The following is a 21,425-nucleotide window of genomic DNA, read 5'->3' as shown; positions in this document are numbered from 1 at the left end:
AGAACCCGTACAGCTTCCAGAGAAGGGGGCTTACCCGGTAACGCGGTTCTGAGAAGTATTCTTCCCACGATCTAAGTAAGCCATTGAAATAAATCTATTTTTCCTCGTTTCTTTCCAGCAGGAATTGGCACATCTGTTGGCCCTTTTGGGTCAGGGAGTAGACCTTGTTCACATTTTGCTGCAGCAGCTCGCTTTGCCTGAGCTGACGCAGGTGGAAGTTCAGCTTGGTGTGGTCCTCCAGGCCGAGCAGCCGACACAGATCCATAAAGCGCAGCTGACGGTGGCGCTTGAGCTCCAACAGGGTCTGCCGGCGAATGGGGTTGGCCAGGGCGGAAAAGATCTTGTCCGCATGGTCACCGTCGAGTCTGGGTTGGGGCTGACGTTGGGCCTGGATCCGCCGGATGGTGGTGGCCAGGGTGGTCAGATCAAAGGGCTTGGAGACAAACTCATTGGCCCCCTTTTTCATGGCGTCGACGGCGGTATCGACGGTGGCGAAGGCGGTGGTGAGGATCACGCCGAGATCCGGTTGCTGGCGACGCAACGCGGTGATCGCTTCTATCCCACTCATACCGGGCATCACCAGATCCAGCAGGGCAACATCGAACGCCTGCTGCTCTATCGCTTCCAGTGCCTGCTCGGCACTGTCGGTGGCCACCACGGTAAAACCTTCCTCGGAGAGGGCTTCTTCCAGGGTTTCGCGCAGTTCCTGATCGTCTTCGGCAAGTAGCAGGTTTAATGTCATGGACAGGTTCTCGGTAGTCGCAGGGTGATCTGTAGGCCGTGTTGCCAATTGGCGAGGGTGAGTTCGCCCCCGTGGGCCTGGGTGATCTGCTGGCAGATGGCCAGGCCCAGGCCCGTGCCTTCGGCCTTGGTGGTGTAAAAGGGTTTGAGCGCGTTCTGCTGAGCGACCTCATCCAGTCCCGGGCCATGATCCCGGATCTCGACCAGGATCCGGTCGTCCTGGCGGCAGGCCAGGATCTCCAGCTTGTGCTGATCATCCCGGCCCTGGGTGCCCTCGATGGCTTCGATGGCCTCAATGGCATTGGTGATCAGGTTGATGATCACCTCTTCCAGCTTGATGCTGTCCCCCTTTACCCAGAGGCCGCTGTCGATCCGCTTCTCCAGGGTAAAGGGCCGCAGCCGGTGGGCCATCAGCTCCAGTGCCGAGTGGATGCTGCTGGCCAGATCGACGGGACGATGGGGGGCCCTGGAGGTACGGGCAAAATGCAGCACTTCCTGGCTGATGTGATCGGCCCGCTTCAGGCCGCGGCGGATCCGGGAGAGCTGGTGGGATCCGGCGGAGCTTGGCGGCAGATGCTTCTCCAGCAGATCACAACTGAGACTGGCGTAGCTGAGGGGCGTCTTGATCTCATGGGCGATCCCGGAGGCGAGCTCGCCGATGGCCCGCAACTTCTCGCCGCGGATCAGTTGGCGCTGCTGGTGGGCGATCTGCTCCTCCCGCTCCTGATCGAAGATCTTCAGCGCCTGGAACAGGGCGATCAGCACGGCCAGGGCACACAGGGTGCGCAACACGGGGACCCAGAGCCCCAGTTGGGTGGGGATCAGTCCGGCGGCTACCCCATAGGCGATCAGGGCCAGACCGCAGTAGGCAAAGTAATCGGCGCCCAGGCGGTTGTGCCTGCTCTGCTGGCGAGCGTAGACGATGAGCGACAGGCCTCCGACGACGGAGGCGCCCAGGCCAAAGAGTAGTCGGGTTAGGCTGTTGGCGAGGGAGAGGTACTCGGGCTGGGGCAGGCTGCGTGCACTGAGCAGCAGGTGGGCCAGATAGAGCAGCAGGACCACGCCGGTGGCCCAGCGAACCCAGCGCACGTGGGGCCAGTGGATGATCCCCAGCATCTTCCAGGCGAACCAGGCCAGGGCGACGAAAGAGAGCCAGAGTTTGATGGCCCGGACGGCCTCCATCTCCTGCAGCCAGCGCATCGACTGATGGGGAGCCATCAGTTCGATATAGAGTTCGGACCATTCGTGGAAGGCGTGGGTGAAGCCGAAGGCCGCCATGGCGGGCAGGGCGGCGGCGATGGCCAGCTGACTCAGGCGAAGGTTGCGAAAGGCGATCACGCAGCCGATGGTGAAGAACACCAGCCCATAGAAGAGGTAGACGTTAAAAAGCAGCAGGGGATCCATCGGTGAACGGTCTAAGTCCTTTGTTTTTTCTAGCAGTCTATGGCTTTTCCTTCGGGGCGTCTGTGAGCTCGACTGGGCATTACCTATTGGATGTGTCGGGGGGACGCTGGGGGCTGGGGCATGCTAGCTGAGCATGCGGGCCAGGATCTCCTGCCCCTTGGCGGTGAGGAAGTAGATCTTCTCTTCGTCCTTGTCGACCAGGCCGCAGCGCACCAACTGGCGCAGGTGGAAGTTAAATTTGGTGTGGTCTTCAATGCCCACCACCCGGCATAAGTCCATGAACTTCATCTTGCGGTGGAGCTTGAGCTGCTGCATCACCACCCGGCGGATGGGGTTGGCCATGGCGCTGAAGATCTCATCGTTGAGCCGCTCCTCCTGCGGTGTTCTTGGGGTCCGCTTGGCGTGTACCTGCTTGAGGATCATCGCCAGGGTTGGCAGATGGAAGGGCTTGGTCAGGTACTCATCGGCCCCCTTTTTCATGGCGTCGACGGCACCGTCCACCGTGGCGTAGGCGGTGGTCAGGACGATGCCGATATGGGGGTGCAGCCGACGCAGTTGGGCGATGGCGTCGATCCCGCAGATCCCCGGCATCACCACATCAAACAGGGCCAGATCGAAGTGATCGTGTTCGGCCTGATCCAGCGCCTCTTCGGCACTGGAGGCGGGGGTGACGGTAAAGCCCTCCAGGGCCAGGGCTTCCGTCAGGATCTCCCGCAGTGAGGTATCGTCTTCAGCCAGCAACAGCGACAGGGTCATGCTTGCTCCTTGGGTAGGGTTAGGGTGGCAGCAAAGCCGGGAGAGCGGTTTTCCAGGCGTAGGGAACCGCCATGTTGTAGCAGGATCTGTCGACTCAGTGCCAGTCCCAGCCCGGTGCCGCTCTCCTTGGTGGTAAAAAAGGGCTCGGTGGCTCTTTGCAGTGTCTGGGGGGCCATGCCTGGTCCCGTATCGATCACCGAGAGTTCGATCACCGGCCCCAGATCCCGGGCCTCGAGGCTGAGCCGGCGCTCTTCGCTGGGGGCGCTGGCCAGGGCATCCAGGGCATTTCCCAGCAGGTTGGTCAGCACCGGCTCGAGCAGGGCGGGATCCCCCCAGATGGGCAGGTGTTCCGGCAGGGCACGGCGCAGTTGAACGTCGTCGAAGCGGTGCTGCATCAGGGTGGTGGCCGAGTCGATAAGATCGATCAGATCCATCGCCTGGAAGCGGGGATCCCGCTGGTGAGCGTAGTTAAGCAGCTCCTGGCTGATGTGATCGGCCCGCTCGATACTCTGGCGGATCCGCGCCAGTTGCTTCTGACCGTCGGCATTATCGGTGAGCTGTTTCTCCAGCAGATAGGTGCTGATCAGGGCGCTGCTTAGGGGGGTGCGCACCTCATGGGCGATGGCGGCGGTCAGCTGGCCCATCTCCCTGAGCTTGTCGTGTTGCAGGATCTGGGACAGCTTGGCCTCGATCTGCTTGTGACGCTCGCGATCGAAGATCTCCAGGGTGCGCCAGAGGGTGATCAATATGGCGCAGGCGCAGGCGGTGCGCACCAGGGGAACCCAGACGCCCTGCTCTATGGTGATCAGGCTGGTACTCAGGCCATAGGCGATCAGGGCATAGCCGGTCAGTGCCAGTCCGGCGGCGGGTTGGTCTTGGGCATCGAGCTGGCGGCTATAGCCGATGATGGCGCAACCGGCCAGGGCGGCACTGCCCAGGCCAAACAGCCAGCGGATCCGGGTGGTGGACTGGGCCGGATCCAGCGGCCAGGCCTGCAGTCCGGCGCGCGTCCAGAGATCCAGCACGAACAGGGTGAGCAGAAGCAGGATCCCGGTTTTGATCGTCCTTTGCCTGGACCAGCCCGTCAGGGGCAGCATTCGCCAGGCGAACCAGCCCAGGGGCAGGAAGGAGAGCCAGAGTTTGAGGGTTTTAAACAGGGGAAGCCAGGCGGTGCCGCTCAGACTGTCGGCAAACAGGATCAGATAGAGTTCGGACCATTCATGCAGACCGTGGAGAAAGCCGAAGCCCGCCAGGACAGGCAGTGCACCGGCAAGGGCAAGGCGACTGCGCTTGAGATCGCGGAACACGATGGCGATCCCGATGGCAAAAAATGCCATGCCGTAGATCAGGTAGATGGTAAAAAGCAGCAGTGTTTCCATTGTGTCGCACGGTGGCCTGTTCAGCGAGCGCCCGAAGTGGGGGCAGCCTGATCCTGGGGTAAAAGGCTTTCTCTGTCTTGATAAAAAATATTCGCAAGACTCGTTCGACGATACACCTAAGATCTAGGGTATCTGCGCACAACAATACAGTATGAGTGATCCCTTGCGTCCTTTTGTCTCCCTCTTTTTCCGCTTCCTGGCCTTGGGCTGTGTCAGCTTCGGTGGTCCGGCCGCCCATATCGGCTACTATCGCAGGCAATTTGTCGAGCGGGATCGCTGGCTCGACGATGACAGCTTTGCCCGTATGGTGGCCCTGAGCCAGTTCCTGCCCGGGCCGGGCTCCAGCCAGGTGTGTTGTGCCATCGGCTACCGCCGTGGTGGCTATACCGGCGCGCTGGCGGCCTTCCTCGGTTTTTCCCTGCCCTCCTTTGGGCTGATGTTTGCCCTGGCCATGATCAGTGCCCAGATGCTGGCCTTGCCCCTGATACAGGTGTTGATCCATGGCCTTAAGCTGTTGGCCGTGGTGGTGGTCGCCGATGCCGTATGGGGCATGGCCCGGCGTTTTTGCACGAACGCCCTCCATTGGGCGCTGGCCAGCGGCAGTGCGGTGGCCCTGCTGCTGTTTCCCAGTCTGTGGATCCAGTGTCTGGTGTTGCTGGTGGCCGGACTGATCGCCAGTCGCTTCCCGCAGGAGCAGCGCCCTGTGATCAGCGGACGCCTGAAACGGGCGCCTCTGCTGCTGTTTGCGCTCGCCCTGCTGGTGGCCTTGTGGCCAGCCAGTCACGGCCTACACAGGATCTTCGCCGATTTTTTTCAGACCGGCAGCCTGGTGTTTGGTGGGGGTCATGTGGTGTTGCCCCTGTTGCAGGAGACTGTGGGGGAGGCCATGAGTGCCGATCGCTTCCTGACGGGCTATGCGGCGGCTCAGGCGGTCCCCGGGCCGGTCTTTACCCTGGCCAGCTTCCTCGGCGCGGAGTTGGCACCGAACCAACCCTTGTTGGGAGCGATGATCGCGACCTTGGGCATTTTCCTCCCGGGGATCTTGCTGATGCTGGGTTGCTTACACTATTGGGAGGCACTGGCTTCACGCCCTCGGATCGGAGCGGCGGCGGCGGGGATCAACGCTGCCGTGGTGGGGTTGCTGCTCTCCGCCCTGTACCAGCCCGTGTTTACCAGTGCGGTTGTGAGCGCCGCAGATATGGCCCTGGTGATTGTTGGCCTCTACCTGCTGCGGGGACGAGGCTGGCCTATTCTGGGGCTGATCGTGACCTTGCTGATGCTGACGTTCCTGCTCCACTGGGGCTTGGTACTGACGCTTTAGTGAGTGCCGACTATAGTTATCGCTTTGCCGATTAAGGAGGGGATATGACACAGACTCAGGAGCGCCGAGCACACCAGCGACGTCGAAATGTCGATCGTCGGGCTGAGCTGCGCTGGGACAGTTATCAGACACAGCGACGGCAGGGGTTTGGTCGGCGTTTGTCGGATCAGTTGGCGGGAGGTGGCACCCACCTGTTGCCACCTTAACTTTTTTTGGGAGCCAGGCTTTTGGGCCTAGCTCCGCTCTAGAGTGCCTTCTGCCAAAGCCCCACATCGTGCCAGCGTTCAAACTTGTAGCCCACGGCCTTCAAGGTGCCGCAGTGGGTAAAGCCGAGCTTTCGGTGCATTGCTTCACTGGCGGGGTTGGGGCTGGTGATCACCGAGACAACTTGAGTGATCCGTTGTCTCGTCAACACTTCCAACAACCTCTGAGTCAAGGCTTGGCCCACCCCTTTTCCCTGGTGGCCTGAGGCAAGGTAGATGCTGATCTCGGCACAAAAGCGAAATGCGCTGCGAGGCTTGTACTGGTTGCCATAGGCATAGCCCACCACCTCCTCGCCAATCTGTGCCACCAGAATCGGGTATGTGGCGGCAATCTTGCGCAAGCGCTCGCTCAGGGACTCTAGACTGAGTGGCTCCTCTTCGAATGTGGCGCTGTGGTGCACGATGGCGTGATTGTAGATCGCTAAGATGGCGGTGGCGTCGTGGTCCTGGTAAGGACGAATGAGTAGAGTCAATCCGATGATCCTGTTGGGGTAATGCAGATCAGGCGATTGCGGCCCTGATCTTTGGCCAGGTAGAGCGCCTGATCCGCCAATTCGAACCATTGTTGGGTGCTCTCCAAGGCGTGATTATAGGGGCAAAGGCCGAGACTGATAGTGATCTTCAGCGAAGGCATAAAGGAAAAGCGCAGCGCTTCCACCGCAGTGCGCAATCTTTGGGCCAACTGCTCTCCCGCGTTTGGACAGGTTTCGGTCAGCAGGATGGCAAACTCCTCCCCCCCGTAGCGAGCGACAATATCGGTTTTGCGCAGGCTGTCTTTCAGCAGTCGGCCCAGCTCGTTGAGCACTTGATCCCCCACACTGTGCCCCAGGGAATCGTTAACTCGTTTAAAATGGTCGATATCGAGCAAGATCAGGCTGCTTTGTGGCTGGTAGCGTCGGCAACGCTGGAATTCTTGCTCCAACACCCGGTTCCATTGGCGTCGGTTGGCCAGTCCTGTGAGTGCATCGATCTGGGATAACTGCTCGAGTCGGGCGTTGGCCGAGGCCAGTTGCTGACGGTCCTGGGCCTGGACACTGACATCGTAGAGCAGCAGGGCGGCATGGCTGATCTCCCCCTTGCTGTTGGTCAGTGGCTGGATCGTCATATTTTGGTACATCATGGGCAAGCCCCCGGTGATCGGCCGGGGATTGGCAAAGGGGAACACCCAGGGGCGCTGCTCCCAGACGGTAAAGCTGCGACTCTCTAGCAGGAAGGCCGCCTCCAGCTTGCTCACCAGCCAGGATTGAGGCAGCTCGGGAAATTGGTCGAACAGTGACTGAGCATGGAGCTCCTGTGCAGAACGGCCTGAATGGTTTTCCATAAAACCGTTCCACAGCTGGATCCGGTAATCCCGATCAATCACCACCAGCCCTACCTCTATCCCCTGTAGCAACTGGGTCAGCCAGTGCAATTGGGCAAAGTCATTTTGTTCCACGTTTACTCCATCAGATACTGCAAACTTCTCTCCAACCGGGGCAGGCTGGAGTGGGGCAGCAACAGCAAGAGATCGCAGAGGATCTGTTGCTGTGGCAGTCGATAACTGATCTCTACCGCCAAGGTTTGCTGCTCTAAGCTAAACGCCGGAGCCTCACGCAAGAGTACGGGGTGGCTCTGACAGAAGGGGATCTCCAACTGTTCACCCAGGCCCGTCAGGAAGGCGGCAAACAGCAGGTTGCCGGTATCCATCTGTACTTCAAGCCGGGCCTGCTCCGAGTCGATGGGACCCAGGCCCATCAGCCGCCCCATGGTGTCGTATCCCCCTTTTTGCAGGAGCAACAGGGCCTCGCCGTTGATCCCGTTGCCGATAAAGCCCTGAGACAGGACCAGCAGTTGGGGATCTTGAAATGAGGCGGCCAGCAACATCTCCAACTCGCTGGCTAGCAGACGGCGTAGTTTGGGAATGGGTAATTCGATAAAGGTGCCCAAGACCTGGGACATGTTGGCAGCCGCCCGCGCCATAGCCACATTGCACAATTCGCGCAGGGCGTCGTCGGGCTCGAATTCGGGTTGTGCTGGCGGGTGCAGTGCGCCGTGTCGATAGAGTCGGAACTGTTTGAGGGTGGCTTCGAGGCGGCCTGGAGCGATAGGCTTATTGATAAACGCCAAGGCACCGAGATCCATGACGCGACGAAACGCTTCAGGCTGGATATCGGCAGAGATCACGATCACCTTGGGGCGCCTGGCATAATGTTGCAGACGTTGAAGGACTTCATAGCCATCGATCTGCGGCATATTGAGATCGAGGAACAGCAGTTCGACAGGTCCATTGGCGATCTGGCGCAGGGCTTCCTGGCCATCCTGAGCAAATTGCAGTTGCGCATCCCAATCCTTGGGAAGACTGCGCACCAGTTGTTTGCGGGCCATGCTGGAATCGTCACAGATCAGTACGTTAAGGGTCAAGCGTCCTGCCTCCCAAAGATAATCCTGACTTTCTTTGGGATTCTATTGTAGTTTCAGAGTGTTGTCATGAAATGACGGTGAACCGTGGAAGGAAGGAGAGGAAAGATGGAGGAGCGGGTTACTTGTCGGCTTGAGGAGGGGATTGCCTGGGTGTGCCTCAATCGGCCCCAAAAGCGTAATGCGCTGGATTTTTCTATGTTCCAGGCCATTGTCTCGGTTCAGCGACGACTGGCCCGGCAGCGGGCACTGAGGGGAGTGATCCTCACCGGAGCGGGAGAGGATTTCAGTTCCGGCCTGGATGTCGGTTCGGTGATGGCCAAGCCGCATCAGGCCGTGCGTCTGCTGTGGAAATGGTGGCCGGGTCAGGCCAACCTGGCTCAGCGAGTGTGCACAGGTTGGCGGGCCCTCCCCGTCCCGGTGATCGCCGTGATCCAGGGACGCTGTTGGGGCGGTGGACTGCAGATCGCCCTGGGTGCCGATTTTCGTATTGCTCACCCTGACGCGGATCTGTCTGTGATGGAGGGGCGCTGGGGCCTGGTGCCAGATATGGGGGGGAATCTGGCATTGCGTGAGCAGTTATTCCAGGATCAGGCCCTCTGGCTGGCCATGAGTGCCGATCGGATCGATGGTCGCCATGCCCTGAGCCTGGGATTGATCACTGAAGTGGCGGAGGATCCCCTGACACTGGCCAAAGATAAGATGGCGATCTTGATGACCCGTTCGCCCGATGCCTTGGCAGCAACCAAACGCCTGTTCCGTCGTCATGGAGTTCCGGGGCAGGGACGCATGCTGGCGGCAGAAACCCTGAGCCAATGGCGGCTGCTGTTGGGACCTAATCAGAAGATCGCCGCCGAACGGGCCCAGGGTAAGGAGAAGGTGTATCGTCCACGAGGACGCTGGTAGCGGCTTCGACGTTCTTCCGGGCATACAAAAACCCCCGGCCAACGGGGTTGGCCGGGGGTTTTGATAACCGGTCGCGACAAGTCCTCGCGTTCGAAGGCTTACTCGTCGAGGAAGCTCTTGAGGATCTCGGAGCGGGACGGGTGACGCAGCTTACGCAGTGCCTTGGCTTCGATCTGACGGATCCGCTCACGGGTCACGTCAAACTGCTTACCCACCTCTTCCAGGGTGTGGTCGGTATTCATTTCGATACCGAATCGCATCCGCAGGACCTTGGCTTCCCGCGCGGTCAGGCCAGCCAGTACCTCGTTGGTGGCCATTTTCAGGCTCTCTGAGGTAGCGGAGTCGATCGGCTGCGCCAGGGTGGTGTCCTCGATAAAGTCGCCCAGATGGGAGTCTTCGTCGTCACCGATAGGGGTCTCCATGGAGATCGGCTCTTTGGCGATCTTCAGGACCTTGCGGATCTTGTCTTCCGGCATCAGCATGCGCTCGGCCAACTCTTCCGGGTTGGGCTCACGGCCCATCTCCTGCAGCATCTGGCGGGAGATCCGGTTGAGTTTGTTGATGGTCTCGATCATGTGGACCGGGATCCGGATGGTTCGGGCCTGATCCGCAATGGAGCGGGTGATGGCCTGACGGATCCACCAGGTCGCGTAGGTCGAGAACTTGTAGCCACGACGATATTCGAACTTGTCTACCGCCTTCATCAGACCAATGTTGCCCTCCTGGATCAGATCCAGGAACTGAAGGCCACGGTTGGTGTACTTCTTGGCAATGGAGATCACCAGACGCAAGTTGGCTTCCACCATCTCCTTTTTGGCACGGCGAGCCTTGGCTTCACCGATGGACATGCGACGGTTGATGTCCTTGATCTTGGCAATGGAGAGGCCGGTGTCTTGCTGCACGGATTGCAGTTTGGCGATACAACGACACAGCTCTTCCTGCTGAGTCGCCAGGGCGGCAGAGTAGGACTTGCCAGCATCGATCTCCGCATTCAGCCAGCTTTCATCAGACTCGTTGCCAGCGAAGACCTTCATAAAGTTCTTCTTCGGCATCTTGGCCTGATCCACACACAGCTTCATGATCAGACGCTCTTGCACCCGAACGCGATCCATCATGGTGCGCATGTTGCTCACCAGCATGTCGAACTGCTTGGGTACCAGGCGGAACTCTTTGAACAGCTCGGACAGTTTAGTGACGATCATCGCCACTTCGAGGGAGTCGCTACCGTGCTCGGCGGAGGCTTGGCGAGCCAGGTCGTAGTGCTGACGCAGGGCGTCAAACTTCTCTTTGGCCTGCTCCGGATCGGGACCGGTGTTGGTCTCCTCCTCGTCTTCGTCGTCGTCCTCCTCGTCTTCGTCTTCACTGTCCAGCTCTTCCTGGGACAGTTCGGAGCCGACGTGGGTCGCCGTTGGGGCTTCGTCTTCTTCGGTAATAAAGCCGGAGATGATCTCCGCAAGACGGATCTCTTCCGCTTCATAGCGGTCCCACTGCTCCAGAAGCAGGCCGATGGCGGCGGGGTACTCGGCAACCGAGCACTGAACCTGGTTGATGCCATCCTCAATGCGCTTGGCAATGACGATTTCGCCTTCCCGGGTCAGAAGCTCTACGGTACCCATTTCCCGCATGTACATGCGGACCGGATCGGTGGTGCGACCGAGCTCACCTTCAACGCTGGCCAGGGCGGCCGCAGCGGCTTCAGCAGCATCTTCGTCGGTGGCATCCTCGGACATCATCAGTTCGTCTTTATCCGGAGCGGATTCAAAGACCTTGATGCCCATGTCGTTAATCATCTGGATAATATCTTCGATCTGATCGGAATCGACCATATCCGATGGCAGGTGATCGTTCACCTCGGCGTACGTCAAGTAGCCTTGCTCTTTGCCTTTGGCGACTAGGAGCTTAAGTTGCGACTGCGGAGTTTGATCCATTGATATCATCCACTTAAGGTTAAAAACTGTGGGATAAGCGGCCGGTGACGCGCAAATAGCCAATTATAACGGTTTTAGCAATTTACCGCTAGCCTCAGGCTACTGCTTGAACGACGCTATGGCCTGGTGGAGGTGCAAAAGCTGGGCTTTTTCCTCCGCCGTTAACGGGTGTATACGACTTTTGGCCTCAATTTGGGCCAAAAGTTGCTCAAGAAAGCGCAAATTAAACTCCTTGAGCCGATCAGCAAATTCTTGCTGTTTGTTTTGATCTACTTCAAATTCGGTGCCTGCCAGTTTACGCAGTACGTCGTACTCCGGCGTATCACGAAAACGTTCCAGTAGCTGGGCTGTGGTCAGGCTCTGTGCGCGGCACAGATCCAGCAGCTGGCGCAACAGGGGCATTCCCTTGAGATCCAGGTTGAGCACGGCAGTCTGGGGTTCCAGGCCATAGCCCAGTTCCGGAGCACTGAGCAGCAGGGTTATGGCCTGGCGTACCGGTGTGCCTCGCCCCCGCTGGGCCTTGCTCAGGGGTTGCTGACCGGTTCGGGGTGGGGAACGAAAGTGTTTACGGGCCCCCCAGCCCAGTTCGGTCTCCAGCCGCTGCAGCAGAGTTTCCCGCAGCACCTCGTCGGCGATCTGCTCGATCAGAGGCTTGAGCTGGGCAATGAACTTGGCCTTGCCCTCGTCACTGGAGAGATCCGAAAGCTGTCTCAGATGGCTAAACAGGTAGTCGGAGAGCGGCATCGCTTCGGCGATCCGTGCTTCGAACGCCTCTTTGCCCTCTTTTTGCACCATGCTGTCGGGATCTTCCCCGTCGGGCAGGAACATGAACTTCAATGCTTTGCCACTTTTGAGCATGGGCAGGGCGGTTTCCAGCGCCCGCCATGCGGCATCGCGGCCAGCCCTGTCACCGTCGTAACAGCACACCACTTCATTTTGCGCCGTGCGCATCAGCAGCTGAATATGCTCAGACGTGGTGGAGGTGCCCAAAGACGCAACGGCATAGTCGATGCCTTGCTGCGCCAGGGCCACCACATCCATGTAGCCTTCGACCACCAGTACCCGCTCCGGGCTGCGGTGGGCCTGCCGAACCTGATAGAGGCCGTAAAGCTCATGACTCTTGTGGAAGATCGGGGTTTCCGGCGAGTTGAGGTACTTTGGCGTGCCCTCTCCCAGTACCCGGCCACCGAAGGCGATCACCCGGCCCCGGCGGTCCCAGATCGGGAACATCAGGCGTTCACGGAAGCGATCGTATTTACGATTGGTGCCTTCCTTCTCGATCAACATGCCACACTCGGCCAGCAGGTGGATGGCCCGGTTATCACCGCGCTTTTGCGACATCAGGCTGTCCCAGCCCGGCGGCGCAAAACCGATGCCGAATTTCTGCACCGTGTCACCGTCCAGGCCGCGGCCCTTGATGTATTCGATCACCCGCTCTTTATCCGGGTGCTGGCGTAGCTGCTGCTGATAGAACTGGGCGGCCCATTGCATCAGGCTGTAGTGATCATCGCTGCCGCCCTTAGGTCTTGGAGCGGGGCGGGGGTTTTGACCGTCGCGACGAAAATCTGAGTTGGGGGCTTCGCGCACCACCTCCATGCCAATTTGCCCGGCGAGATCCTCGATGGCATCGGGGAACTCCAGGCGATCGTATTCCATGATGAAATCGATGGCATTGCCATGGGCACCACAGCCAAAGCAGTGATAGAACTGTTTATCCTGGCTGACGGTAAAGGAGGGGGTTTTTTCGTTATGGAACGGGCAGCAGGCGTGGTAGTTCTTACCCGCTTTTTTCAGTTTTACTCGGCCATCGATCAGCTCGACAATGTCGACGCGCGACAATAATTGATCGATAAACTCTCTGGCGATCCGACCGGCCACTGACACTCACCCTGACTATTTGGAACGATTCTGTGTACCACAAACAAACAAGCCGTGCATCAGGCACGGCTTGTTGGTGTGATCGGGATGGCGACTCAACCGAGCTGGGCTTTAACGATCTTGCCCACTTCGGCCATGTCGGCTCGGCCCTGAAGCTTGCCTTGCAGCAAGCCCATCACTTTGCCCATATCACGCATCGAGCTGGCACCGGATTCGGCGATAACGTCCGCAACCGCTTTTTCCATCTCTTCGGCGTTCAGTTGTTGTGGCAGGAACTCCTGCAGTACAACCACTTCAGCCGCTTCGATCTCCGCCAGTTCAGGACGACCAGCCTCCTCGTATTGCTTGATGGAGTCACGGCGCTGTTTGACCATTTTGGTCAACACCACAATGATCTCATCGTCGCTGAGGGTTTTGGCTTCGTCCACTTCCACCTGCTTGATTGCAGCGAGTGCCAGGCGGATGGTACCCAGGCGAGCCTTTTCTTTGGCTCGCATCGCCACTTTCATGGCGTCCTTGAGTTGCTCGATGAGAGTCATGATCAGTACAGGCGAGTGCGACGTGCGTTTTCGCGAGCCAGTTTCTTGGCTTGACGCTTGGAAGCAGCAGCTTTAGCGCGCTTACGAACGGTGGTCGGCTTCTCGTAGTGCTCACGACGACGCACTTCAGACAGGATACCTGCCTTTTCACAAGAGCGCTTGAAACGACGCAGGGCTACGTCGAAAGGTTCGTTTTCACGGACTTTAATTACCGGCATCGGTTTTCCTCGAAATACTTTCGGTTCAGGGCTGGTCAATCTTTGAGCAGCCTCAATTCAAAATGGTGCGAAATTCTACTCCGATAGCACGGTACTTGTAAAGTCCGGTGCGGCGAAGACTGGCCACTGGCGAGCGGCGGCGCTAGAATTGCGCATCTTTGATGATGACGAGAGAGTTTAGCATGCGCATTCTGGGGATCGAAACCTCCTGTGATGAAACTGGCGTGGCCATTTACGATGATCAGCAGGGGTTGTTGTCCCACACCCTCTATAGCCAGGTGAAATTGCATGCGGATTACGGCGGAGTCGTGCCCGAGTTGGCCTCTCGAGACCATGTTCGCAAGATCCTGCCTTTGATCAATGAGGCCTTGGCCAAGGCCTCGTTGACCCGGGACGATATCGATGGGGTGGCGTACACCGCAGGTCCGGGCCTGGTTGGGGCCCTGTTGGTGGGCGCCTGCGTCGGGCGGGCATTGGCCTATGCCTGGAATGTGCCCGCCATTGCGGTGCACCATATGGAAGGCCATCTGCTGGCGCCCATGCTGGAGGAAACGCCACCGGCGTTTCCTTTCATCGCGTTGCTGGTCTCCGGTGGTCATACCCAGTTGGCCCGGGTCGATGGCATTGGCCAATACACCTTGCTGGGTGAGTCCATCGATGATGCCGCAGGTGAAGCGTTCGATAAGACCGCCAAACTGATGGGGCTGGATTACCCCGGTGGCCCCCTGCTGTCGAAGCTGGCCCAGCAGGGCGACAGCCGTCGTTTTAAATTCCCTCGTCCCATGTGTGATCGTCCCGGGTTGGATTTCAGCTTTTCCGGCCTGAAGACCTTCGCTGCCAATACCCTGGCCGCTCACGATGAGACGGCCCTGGCGGACATCGCTCGGGCCTTCGAGGATGCCGTGGTGGATACTCTGGCGATCAAGTGCCGCCGTGCGCTGGAGCAGACGGGGCTGGATCGCCTGGTGATCGCCGGCGGTGTCAGTGCCAACCGACACCTGCGTGAGCAACTGGAAGCCCTGATGAGCAAGCGGGGCGGTGAGGTGTTTTATCCTCGTCCCGAGTTTTGTACCGATAATGGTGCCATGATCGCCTATGCTGGCATGCAGCGGCTCAAGGCCGGTGAAGGGGAGAGCCTGGCGGTCAAGGGGGTGCCACGCTGGCCCCTGGATCAGCTGAATGCGCCGGGGCAGCAGCTGGCCTAAAGCATACTCGCACCAAAAAGCCGCCGTCTCCTAAGGGAAACGGCGGCTTTTACTTGGGGTAATGTCGAGTTGGGCAATGTCAGGTTACGGCTCATGGAGCCAGCGCGCTGATCAGTAACAGAGCGCGCCTAACCTGACCTACTTCAACTTCTTGTCGGTGAGTTTGGGCTCTTCACCCCGCCACAGGCGCAACATGTTGGCACGGTGGCGATAGAGGATCAGGCCGCACACCAGGGCGACGGAGAGGGCGTATTGCCCCTTGAACAGCCAGGCATAGATCGGGGCCAGCAACGCCGTGCCGATGGAGGCCACAGAGGAGTAACGGCTGCCCAGGGCCAGCAGGATCCAGGTGAGTAAGACCGCGCCGGTCATGTCCCAGCCGATGGGGGCCACGGCGCCAAATGCCGTGGCTACGCCCTTACCGCCCTTGAAGCCGAAGAAACAGGGATAGATATGACCCAGGGTTGCTGCGAGCCCCACGGCCGCCAGGGCCAGTGGCGACAGGCCAAGAAAGTACCCCCCCCACACGGGTAGAGTTCCCTTTAACACATCAAACAACAGGACCATGACTGCCGCGCCTTTGCCCCCCAGGCGCAGGACATTGGTGGCCCCTGGATTGCCGCTGCCGTGCTCACGAGGATCCGGCAGCTGAAGCAGCCGACAGATCAGGATCGCACTCGAGACCGAGCCCAGCAGGTAGGCGAGGGTGCACAGGAGCAGAGTCAGGGGGGTCATGGGCGGCGATTTTTTTCCATCATCAGTTAGGCTATTATCCGTCGCCTTATCCGCGTGGAATGCACGTGAACGAAGCTAACCTAGGGTATCCGACCCTTAGCCGGAGCGCCAGACAACACATGACCGACCAGGTGTTTATCGAAGGGCTCGAATGCCAAGCCGTGATCGGCGTGTTCGAGTGGGAAAAGCAGATCAGACAACGTTTGCTGATCGATTTAAGGATCACATGGGATAACCGGCCGGCCGCCGCCGCGGACGATTACCAGCATGCCTTGTGTTACGACACGGTTTCCAAGGCGGTCACCGCCCTGGTGGAGGATACGCCCCATGAGCTGGTGGAAACCGTGGCAGAGAAGATCGCCGCACTGATCTTGACGCAGTTTAATGCACCGGCAGTGCGGGTGCGGGTGGCCAAGCCCGGGGCTGTAAAGAATGCCCTGACCGTGGGTGTGTGCATCGAGCGGAAGGCATGATGGAGCGGATCTTTATCAGCTTGGGCAGCAATATCGATGCCCCTACCCATATCCGCAATGGTCTGGATGATCTGGCAAAGGCGTTTGATCGGGTGCGGATCTCCACCGTGTATGAGAGTGAGGCGGTGGGTTTTGAAGGGGATAATTTCCTGAATCTGGTGGCTGAAGCCTACACCGACATGTCGATTGGTGAGGTGGTGGCCTGCTTCAAGCGCATCGAGCTGGCCCATGGTCGCATCAAGGGGGCCAAGAAGTTTGCCTCCCGGACCCTGGATCTGGATCTGCTGTTGTATGGGGATGTGCAGTGTGCCGAGCCGGTCGAACTGCCCCGGCCGGAGATCTTCCACAACGACTTCGTCCTTTGGCCCCTGTCCCAGCTGTGGCCTGATGGCATTGTCCCCGGGGTCACAGTAACCCTGGCGCAGTTGTGGCAGGATCACCCCAAAGTCCAAAAACTGTGGCCGACCGAATTCTTCTGGCCAGAGTCGTAAACTGAGTTAACAAGGAAAGCTATCGTGGATCCGATCCAGGCCATTGTCTTGGCCATTGTCCAAGGCCTAACCGAATTTTTGCCGATCTCCAGCTCGGCCCACCTGATCTTGCCGGCTCAGTTGCTGGACTGGGAGGATCAGGGGCTGGCGTTCGATATGATGACCCATGCCGGCACCCTGGCCGCCGTGATCATCTATTTCCGCAAGGATGTGGCCAATCTGCTGCTTAACTGGGCGGGATCACTGGCGGGCCATCATAATGAGCACAGCCGCATGGCCTGGCTGATCATCCTGGCCACCTTGCCTGCTGGTTTCGCCGGTTTGCTGTTCAGTGACATCATCTCCACCGAACTGCGCTCGACCACAGTGATCGCCTGCACAACCTTGTGCTTTGGCCTGCTGATGTGGTTCGCCGATGCCACCGCTTCCGAGCGCAAGGAGTTTACCGACATTACCTGGCAACTGGCGCTGATGATTGGCCTGGCCCAGGCCCTGGCGCTGATCCCGGGAACCTCCCGCTCCGGTGCGACCATCACGGCTGCCTTGCTGCTGGGTCTGACTCGACTCACTGCGGCCCGCTTCTCCTTCCTGCTGTCCATCCCCATCACCCTGGCGGCCAGCGGTTATGAGTCTTTGGGGTTGCTGAAGAACCCTGAGCCGGTGGACTGGACGCCGCTGCTGATCGGCCTGGTGGTGGCTTTTGTCTCGGCCTATGCCTGTATTCACCTGTTTCTGAAGGCTATTGGTCGAATGGGCCTGTTCCCCTTCGTGGTCTATCGACTGGCTCTGGCGGCCATTCTGTTTGCCTTCTTTGTTTAACGAAGCGCAAAAGTACAACGGCAGCCCTAGGGCTGCCGTTTTTGTCTCTAGTCGCCGGTGTGGCTGTTGGCCTGCCGCTTGAATTCGGTAAGAGCCTGTAACCGGCGCTTGGCCAGTTCGTCGCGGATCGCCGCCCCCTTATAACCGTCGGCCACCACCGCCTTGACCTCCACCGCCAGGGCACAGGTTAAGGCCTGGCGCAGGTAGTGGGCGGCCGGATAGCTCTCTTCCTGGCGACCGGGGCGGCCGATGGCGTCGAGTCGGCTGGCCTGGATGGTCTGTTCGAAACGCTCGGCCTTGCGCCAGGCATCACAACGGTCCAGCAGACGCAGCACAGTGGCGGGCTTAAGCTCTAGAGCACGGTGGATATTGAGGTGTTCGACACACACCTGCCGGGCCAGATCCCGATACTCGTTAGGTACCCGTAATCGCTCACAAAGCCTCTGTAAAGGCACCAGGCCTGCTCGCTCATGGCCGATATGGCGGGGCCACTGCTCTGCCGGGGTCAGCGCCTTGCCCAGATCATGAGTCAGTACGGCAAAACGGATCGGTGTCTCGGCCTGCTCGGTGGCGGCCTGCGCCAGCGCCCGCAGGGTGTGCTGCCAGGCGTCCAGTCCACCGTGGTGTGCCTCGGGTTGAGGCACACCTTTGAGGGCGGCCAGCTCGGGAAACACACAGGCCAGGGCCCCGCAACGATCCAACAACTGAAAGTAGATCTGTGGGGCGGGCTCGGCCAGGGCGCGCTCGGTCTCCTGCCAGATCCGCTCCTGGCTAAGATGATCCAGCTCGCCACTTTCGGTGAGTTGTTGCATCAGTTCCAGGGTCTCCTCGGCGACGGTAAACCCCAGGGGGTGGAAGCGTGCGGCGAAGCGGGCCACCCGCAGCACGCGCAGGGGATCTTCCACAAAGGCCGGGGAGACATGCCGCAGGATCCGGGCATCCAGATCGGCTCGGCCGCCGTGGGGATCGTGCAGCTCGCCCTGATCATCCAGCGCCATGGCATTGATGGTCAGATCCCGGCGGATCAGATCCTCCTCCAGGGTGACCGTGGGGGCGGCATCGAAGTCAAAGCCACCGTAGCCTAAGCCGGTTTTCCGCTCCGTTCTGGCCAGGGCGTACTCTTCACCGGTCTTCGGGTGCAAGAACACCGGGAAACTCTTACCCACCTGGCGATAGCCCAGGTTTTTCATCTGCTCGATGCTGGCGCCCACCACCAGATGGTCCCGATCCTTGATCGGTAACCCCAGCAGTTGATCGCGGACCGCGCCGCCGACAAGATAGATCTTCACTGACTCTCTCCCAAAATACCGAACTGGAGTATACCCGTGTTTTGACAAGGAGAGGGGATAGCCGTACCTTGAGCGCATCGAAGCCACGGCTCTTTTTTCCCATGTATAAAGGCTTTTACGGGCTTAATGACAGCCCCTTCTCCATTGCGCCGAATCCGGCTTACCTGTTTCTCAGCCCCCGTCACCGGGAGGCGATGGCACACCTGCTCTATGGCCTGAATGAAAACGGCGGCTTTGTCCTGCTGACCGGCGAAGTGGGCACAGGTAAAACCACGGTGTCGCGCAACCTGCTGGCCAACCTGCCCGCCGACACGGACGTGGCCTTTATCCTCAATCCGGCCCTGACCGAGCTGGAGCTGCTGGCCACCCTGTGTGACGAGCTGAAGATCGTCTACGATCCCGATCCGACCCTGAAGCAACTGACCGACAGGATCAGCGCCTTTCTGCTGGCCAACCATCAGGCAGGACGCAAGACCCTGATGGTGATCGATGAAGCTCAGCACCTCAAACCCCAGGTGCTGGAGCAGTTGCGCTTGCTGACCAACCTGGAGACCGACACCCGCAAACTGCTGCAGGTGATCCTCATTGGTCAGCCAGAGTTGCAGGCGTTGTTGCGCCGTCAGGAGCTGCGCCAGTTGGCCCAGCGGATCACCGCCCGTTACCACCTGCTGCCACTGGAGCGCAGCGAAGTGGCGGATTACCTTGCCCATCGCCTGCATGTTGCCGGACGGGCCCAGCCCCTGTTCCGGACTTCGGCGGTCAAGGCTTTGCATCGCCTCAGCGGTGGGGTGCCGCGCATCATCAATCTGATCTGCGAACGGGCCCTGATGGGGGGCTATGCCCGGCAAAAGCCGATGCTGGGAGCCCGGGAGATGGAGGTCGCCGCTCGTGAGGTGCTGGATCTGGCCCCCATTCGACAGCGACGCTGGCCCTGGTGGTTGGCGGGGGCGCTGTCGGCGGGCCTGGCCTTCTTCGTCGTGCGGAGCCTGGCACCGGCATACGAACTGCCGGTGTCATCCATTGCTGAGACTCGTGCTGAGACTCGTGCTGAGACTCGTGCTGACATTCAGGTGGAGGCCAAGAGTGAGGCCAGGCCGTTGCGTCTGGCGGACTGGTCAAGCACTGAGCTGGGCGCCATGCAGGGGCTGTTTTATCATTGGCAGCAGCCTTTGCCTGCCGCCGCGCCCTGTGAGGCTGCCAGGATGCTGGGGCTGGCCTGCCTGAGCGATTCCGGCAGTTGGCAGCAGTTGCTGAGCCTGGATCGGCCGGCCATGGTGCAGTTGCGTGACGAGCTGGGGCGTCGGCAGTATGCGACCTTGCTGGCCCATGACGGGGCCGCCCGGGAGTGGTTGATACAACTGGGAGAGCAGAGGTTGTGGCTCAATCACACCCGTTTTATCGAGGCCTTTGAAGGCAACTTTACCCTGTTATGGCGGCCGGGGGACCCACTGCCCAAGTTGATCGGCTCACAGTCCCCCCTGGCGCAGATCCAGTGGCTGGAGAATCGTCTGGCGGCGCTGCAGCAGCGACCGGCCCGGTTGTTGCGATCGTTCGATCCGGGACTGGTGGAGGCGCTGCGCCGTTTTCAGCAGGCCAACGGCCTGAAGGCGGATGGCCTGGCGGGCAGTCAGACCTTGACCCGATTGAGTGTGCTTGGCGGTGAGGATGGTCCTCGTTTGCAACGCTCCCCTTTCATCAGCCAGGAGGCCAGCTAATGTCGATCCTTATGGAGGCCGCCGGTCGCCAGCGCCACGCCCAGGCCGCAGAGTCGGGGGATCCCATGGTGGCCATGCCAACTTTGGCTCCCGAGCGCCGTTTTCGTCCTATCTGGCTGTTGCCCCCCTTGGGCGCCCTGCTGGGCGCCCTGTTCGGCTGGTTGAGCTGGGCCATGCCGTGGTCGCTGCCGGTGAGTGCTAAGGTTGCGCCCGCCGCCGTTGCCCCGGCGCCAACGGTGACTGTGGTGCCAGCCCTCGATGACCAGGGTCCTATCCGGCTGGCGCAGAGGATCAGCATGCCGCCGCCGGTTACCGTGACGCCATCGGAGGCGATGCCGGTTGAGGAGCCCCAGGCCTTGGTTCCGACGCCGCTGGCCGAGCTGCCCGTGGTGGTGGAGCGGGAGTGGGCGACAGTGCAAAGAGAGCCCACCTCCACCGAGGAACCGAGCCAACCCATGGCCGGGGGCAGCGAGTCGGCGAGCGATCCGGATCTGGTGGCGGCCTTTGAGTCGGCCCTGGCGGAGTTTCGCGGTGAGCTAGAGGTGCCACCATCTCAGACTCAGTCGGAGCCGTCTGCTGGACAGCTTGAACCCGAGCCGGAGTCTTTGAGCTTCGAGCTTCAGCAGAGCTTGGAGCAGGCACAGCGTGCGGTGGCCACTGGCCAGGCGCGCCAGCGAGCGACGGAGCAGGGCAGCTTCTCGGCGCAGGCGCAAGCCGATGTGGCGTCCATCCCCAAGTTGGGACAGATGCCCTGGGCGTTTCAGAAGCGGTTGCCGGATCTGACGGTGACCGCCCATGTCTATGCCAGCCAGCCGGATAAGCGCTGGTTACGCGCCAATGGTCGGGAGCTGCAGGAGGGAGATGAAGCGGCGCCTGGCCTGTTTATAGCTGAGATCCTGCCCAACGAGATCGTACTGGAGATGGATCAGCAGCGTTTTCGCATTCCGGCCCTGGGCAGTATCTGACGG

At 60.0% G+C, this 21,425-nt stretch carries 22 protein-coding genes; 9 read left to right on the top strand and 13 right to left on the bottom strand.

Annotated features, from left to right (window positions below):
* Positions 1-94: 94 nt before the first annotated feature.
* From AC2D8U_RS10190 to AC2D8U_RS10175, 4 genes are all read right to left on the bottom strand, one after another.
* Positions 95-742, bottom strand: a complete 648-nt coding sequence (locus AC2D8U_RS10190) for a winged helix-turn-helix domain-containing protein (protein ID WP_484618925.1) — start codon at positions 740-742, stop codon at positions 95-97.
* Entirely contained in the window at positions 739-2,145 is a 1,407-nt protein-coding gene (locus AC2D8U_RS10185) for a sensor histidine kinase (RefSeq protein WP_484618924.1), read from the bottom strand. The genes AC2D8U_RS10190 and AC2D8U_RS10185 overlap by 4 nt, the downstream gene beginning before the upstream one ends.
* 123 nt (positions 2,146-2,268) lie before the next feature.
* Positions 2,269-2,901 carry a winged helix-turn-helix domain-containing protein gene (locus AC2D8U_RS10180; RefSeq protein WP_484618923.1) on the bottom strand — a complete coding sequence of 211 codons (633 nt, stop codon included), beginning with the start codon at positions 2,899-2,901 and terminating at the stop codon, positions 2,269-2,271.
* Positions 2,898-4,280 carry a sensor histidine kinase gene (locus AC2D8U_RS10175; RefSeq protein ID WP_484618922.1) on the bottom strand — a complete coding sequence of 461 codons (1,383 nt, stop codon included), beginning with the start codon at positions 4,278-4,280 and terminating at the stop codon, positions 2,898-2,900. Before AC2D8U_RS10175 ends, AC2D8U_RS10180 begins: the two co-directional genes overlap by 4 nt.
* A 151-nt stretch (positions 4,281-4,431) precedes the next feature.
* Here AC2D8U_RS10175 and chrA point away from each other — a divergent pair, with 151 nt between their 5' ends.
* Both chrA and AC2D8U_RS10165 read left to right on the top strand, forming a co-directional pair.
* Positions 4,432-5,601: a chromate efflux transporter gene (gene chrA, locus AC2D8U_RS10170; RefSeq protein ID WP_484618921.1), complete on the top strand. Its 1,170-nt coding sequence runs from the start codon at positions 4,432-4,434 to the stop codon at positions 5,599-5,601.
* 44 nt (positions 5,602-5,645) lie between these two features.
* On the top strand, positions 5,646-5,807 hold the full coding sequence (locus AC2D8U_RS10165) for a hypothetical protein (protein ID WP_484618920.1): 162 nt from the start codon (positions 5,646-5,648) through the stop codon (positions 5,805-5,807).
* 38 nt (positions 5,808-5,845) lie between these two features.
* Here AC2D8U_RS10165 and AC2D8U_RS10160 read toward each other — a convergent pair whose 3' ends face one another.
* The 3 genes from AC2D8U_RS10160 to AC2D8U_RS10150 are packed head-to-tail and all read right to left on the bottom strand — an operon-like array spanning position 5,846 to position 8,264.
* Positions 5,846-6,337, bottom strand: a complete 492-nt coding sequence (locus AC2D8U_RS10160; RefSeq protein ID WP_484618919.1) for a GNAT family N-acetyltransferase — start codon at positions 6,335-6,337, stop codon at positions 5,846-5,848.
* On the bottom strand, positions 6,334-7,299 hold the full coding sequence (locus AC2D8U_RS10155) for a sensor domain-containing diguanylate cyclase (RefSeq protein ID WP_484618918.1): 966 nt from the start codon (positions 7,297-7,299) through the stop codon (positions 6,334-6,336). Before AC2D8U_RS10155 ends, AC2D8U_RS10160 begins: the two co-directional genes overlap by 4 nt.
* A 2-nt stretch (positions 7,300-7,301) precedes the next feature.
* A complete protein-coding gene (locus tag AC2D8U_RS10150) occupies positions 7,302-8,264 on the bottom strand; it encodes a response regulator (protein WP_484618917.1) in 963 nt (320 codons plus the stop codon).
* Between the two features lie 105 nt (positions 8,265-8,369).
* On the opposite strand from AC2D8U_RS10150, the gene AC2D8U_RS10145 reads away from it, so the two are divergent.
* Positions 8,370-9,167 (top strand): crotonase/enoyl-CoA hydratase family protein, encoded by a 798-nt coding sequence (locus AC2D8U_RS10145; protein ID WP_484618916.1) that lies wholly within the window; start codon positions 8,370-8,372, stop codon positions 9,165-9,167.
* A gap of 98 nt (positions 9,168-9,265) precedes the next feature.
* Here the strand turns inward: AC2D8U_RS10145 and rpoD are convergent, their stop codons facing one another.
* The 4 genes from rpoD to rpsU all read right to left on the bottom strand — a co-directional run bounded on the left by rpoD (position 9,266) and on the right by rpsU (position 13,730).
* A complete protein-coding gene (gene rpoD / locus AC2D8U_RS10140) occupies positions 9,266-11,095 on the bottom strand; it encodes an RNA polymerase sigma factor RpoD (RefSeq protein ID WP_484618915.1) in 1,830 nt (609 codons plus the stop codon).
* Positions 11,096-11,194: 99 nt separating this feature from the next.
* Complete coding sequence (gene dnaG / locus AC2D8U_RS10135; RefSeq protein WP_484618914.1) at positions 11,195-12,973, bottom strand: DNA primase; 1,779 nt, start codon at positions 12,971-12,973, stop codon at positions 11,195-11,197.
* Between the two features lie 95 nt (positions 12,974-13,068).
* Entirely contained in the window at positions 13,069-13,512 is a 444-nt protein-coding gene (locus AC2D8U_RS10130; protein ID WP_484618913.1) for a GatB/YqeY domain-containing protein, read from the bottom strand.
* 2 nt (positions 13,513-13,514) lie between these two features.
* Entirely contained in the window at positions 13,515-13,730 is a 216-nt protein-coding gene (rpsU, locus tag AC2D8U_RS10125; RefSeq protein WP_298441470.1) for a 30S ribosomal protein S21, read from the bottom strand.
* A gap of 182 nt (positions 13,731-13,912) precedes the next feature.
* Here rpsU and tsaD point away from each other — a divergent pair, with 182 nt between their 5' ends.
* The gene (tsaD, locus tag AC2D8U_RS10120) at positions 13,913-14,935 is read left to right on the top strand and encodes a tRNA (adenosine(37)-N6)-threonylcarbamoyltransferase complex transferase subunit TsaD (protein ID WP_484618912.1); all 1,023 of its coding nucleotides are present in this window, start codon (positions 13,913-13,915) and stop codon (positions 14,933-14,935) included.
* 138 nt (positions 14,936-15,073) lie between these two features.
* On the opposite strand, the gene plsY is transcribed toward tsaD, so the two are convergent.
* Entirely contained in the window at positions 15,074-15,670 is a 597-nt protein-coding gene (plsY, locus tag AC2D8U_RS10115; RefSeq protein ID WP_484618911.1) for a glycerol-3-phosphate 1-O-acyltransferase PlsY, read from the bottom strand.
* 119 nt (positions 15,671-15,789) lie between these two features.
* On the opposite strand from plsY, the gene folB reads away from it, so the two are divergent.
* The 3 genes from folB to AC2D8U_RS10100 are packed head-to-tail and all read left to right on the top strand — an operon-like array spanning position 15,790 to position 17,453.
* A complete protein-coding gene (gene folB, locus AC2D8U_RS10110) occupies positions 15,790-16,143 on the top strand; it encodes a dihydroneopterin aldolase (protein ID WP_484618910.1) in 354 nt (117 codons plus the stop codon).
* Positions 16,143-16,634 (top strand): 2-amino-4-hydroxy-6-hydroxymethyldihydropteridine diphosphokinase, encoded by a 492-nt coding sequence (gene folK / locus AC2D8U_RS10105; RefSeq protein WP_484619002.1) that lies wholly within the window; start codon positions 16,143-16,145, stop codon positions 16,632-16,634. The genes folB and folK overlap by 1 nt, the downstream gene beginning before the upstream one ends.
* A 24-nt stretch (positions 16,635-16,658) precedes the next feature.
* Positions 16,659-17,453, top strand: a complete 795-nt coding sequence (locus AC2D8U_RS10100; protein WP_484618909.1) for an undecaprenyl-diphosphate phosphatase — start codon at positions 16,659-16,661, stop codon at positions 17,451-17,453.
* Positions 17,454-17,500: 47 nt separating this feature from the next.
* Here the strand turns inward: AC2D8U_RS10100 and AC2D8U_RS10095 are convergent, their stop codons facing one another.
* Positions 17,501-18,742 (bottom strand): multifunctional CCA addition/repair protein, encoded by a 1,242-nt coding sequence (locus AC2D8U_RS10095; RefSeq protein WP_484618908.1) that lies wholly within the window; start codon positions 18,740-18,742, stop codon positions 17,501-17,503.
* 101 nt (positions 18,743-18,843) lie between these two features.
* Here AC2D8U_RS10095 and AC2D8U_RS10090 point away from each other — a divergent pair, with 101 nt between their 5' ends.
* Positions 18,844-20,457, top strand: coding sequence for an ExeA family protein (locus tag AC2D8U_RS10090; RefSeq protein WP_484618907.1), 1,614 nt, complete (start codon positions 18,844-18,846; stop codon positions 20,455-20,457).
* On the top strand, positions 20,457-21,422 hold the full coding sequence (locus tag AC2D8U_RS10085; RefSeq protein ID WP_484618906.1) for a general secretion pathway protein GspB: 966 nt from the start codon (positions 20,457-20,459) through the stop codon (positions 21,420-21,422). The genes AC2D8U_RS10090 and AC2D8U_RS10085 overlap by 1 nt, the downstream gene beginning before the upstream one ends.
* Positions 21,423-21,425 lie beyond the last annotated feature (3 nt).

It is taken from the genome of Ferrimonas sp. YIN67 (assembly GCF_057219095.1).
The sequence above is the reverse complement of the archived record's forward strand: the minus strand, read 5'-3'. Positions and strand labels throughout refer to the sequence as shown.

Bases quoted from the DNA above. Each gene is read 5' to 3' on its own strand.
- plsY (WP_484618911.1), bottom strand. From the start codon at position 15,670: ATGACCCCCCTGACTCTGCTCCTGTGCACCCTCGCCTACCTGCTGGGC.
- AC2D8U_RS10090 (WP_484618907.1), top strand. From the start codon at position 18,844: ATGTATAAAGGCTTTTACGGGCTTAATGACAGCCCCTTCTCCATTGCG.
- tsaD (WP_484618912.1), top strand. From the start codon at position 13,913: ATGCGCATTCTGGGGATCGAAACCTCCTGTGATGAAACTGGCGTGGCC.
- AC2D8U_RS10190 (WP_484618925.1), bottom strand. From the start codon at position 742: ATGACATTAAACCTGCTACTTGCCGAAGACGATCAGGAACTGCGCGAA.
- AC2D8U_RS10180 (WP_484618923.1), bottom strand. From the start codon at position 2,901: ATGACCCTGTCGCTGTTGCTGGCTGAAGACGATACCTCACTGCGGGAG.
- rpoD (WP_484618915.1), bottom strand. From the start codon at position 11,095: ATGGATCAAACTCCGCAGTCGCAACTTAAGCTCCTAGTCGCCAAAGGC.
- AC2D8U_RS10130 (WP_484618913.1), bottom strand. From the start codon at position 13,512: ATGACTCTCATCGAGCAACTCAAGGACGCCATGAAAGTGGCGATGCGA.
- rpsU (WP_298441470.1), bottom strand. From the start codon at position 13,730: ATGCCGGTAATTAAAGTCCGTGAAAACGAACCTTTCGACGTAGCCCTG.
- chrA (WP_484618921.1), top strand. From the start codon at position 4,432: ATGAGTGATCCCTTGCGTCCTTTTGTCTCCCTCTTTTTCCGCTTCCTG.
- folK (WP_484619002.1), top strand. From the start codon at position 16,143: ATGGAGCGGATCTTTATCAGCTTGGGCAGCAATATCGATGCCCCTACC.
- AC2D8U_RS10185 (WP_484618924.1), bottom strand. From the start codon at position 2,145: ATGGATCCCCTGCTGCTTTTTAACGTCTACCTCTTCTATGGGCTGGTG.
- AC2D8U_RS10165 (WP_484618920.1), top strand. From the start codon at position 5,646: ATGACACAGACTCAGGAGCGCCGAGCACACCAGCGACGTCGAAATGTC.
- AC2D8U_RS10085 (WP_484618906.1), top strand. From the start codon at position 20,457: ATGTCGATCCTTATGGAGGCCGCCGGTCGCCAGCGCCACGCCCAGGCC.
- AC2D8U_RS10145 (WP_484618916.1), top strand. From the start codon at position 8,370: ATGGAGGAGCGGGTTACTTGTCGGCTTGAGGAGGGGATTGCCTGGGTG.
- folB (WP_484618910.1), top strand. From the start codon at position 15,790: ATGACCGACCAGGTGTTTATCGAAGGGCTCGAATGCCAAGCCGTGATC.
- AC2D8U_RS10175 (WP_484618922.1), bottom strand. From the start codon at position 4,280: ATGGAAACACTGCTGCTTTTTACCATCTACCTGATCTACGGCATGGCA.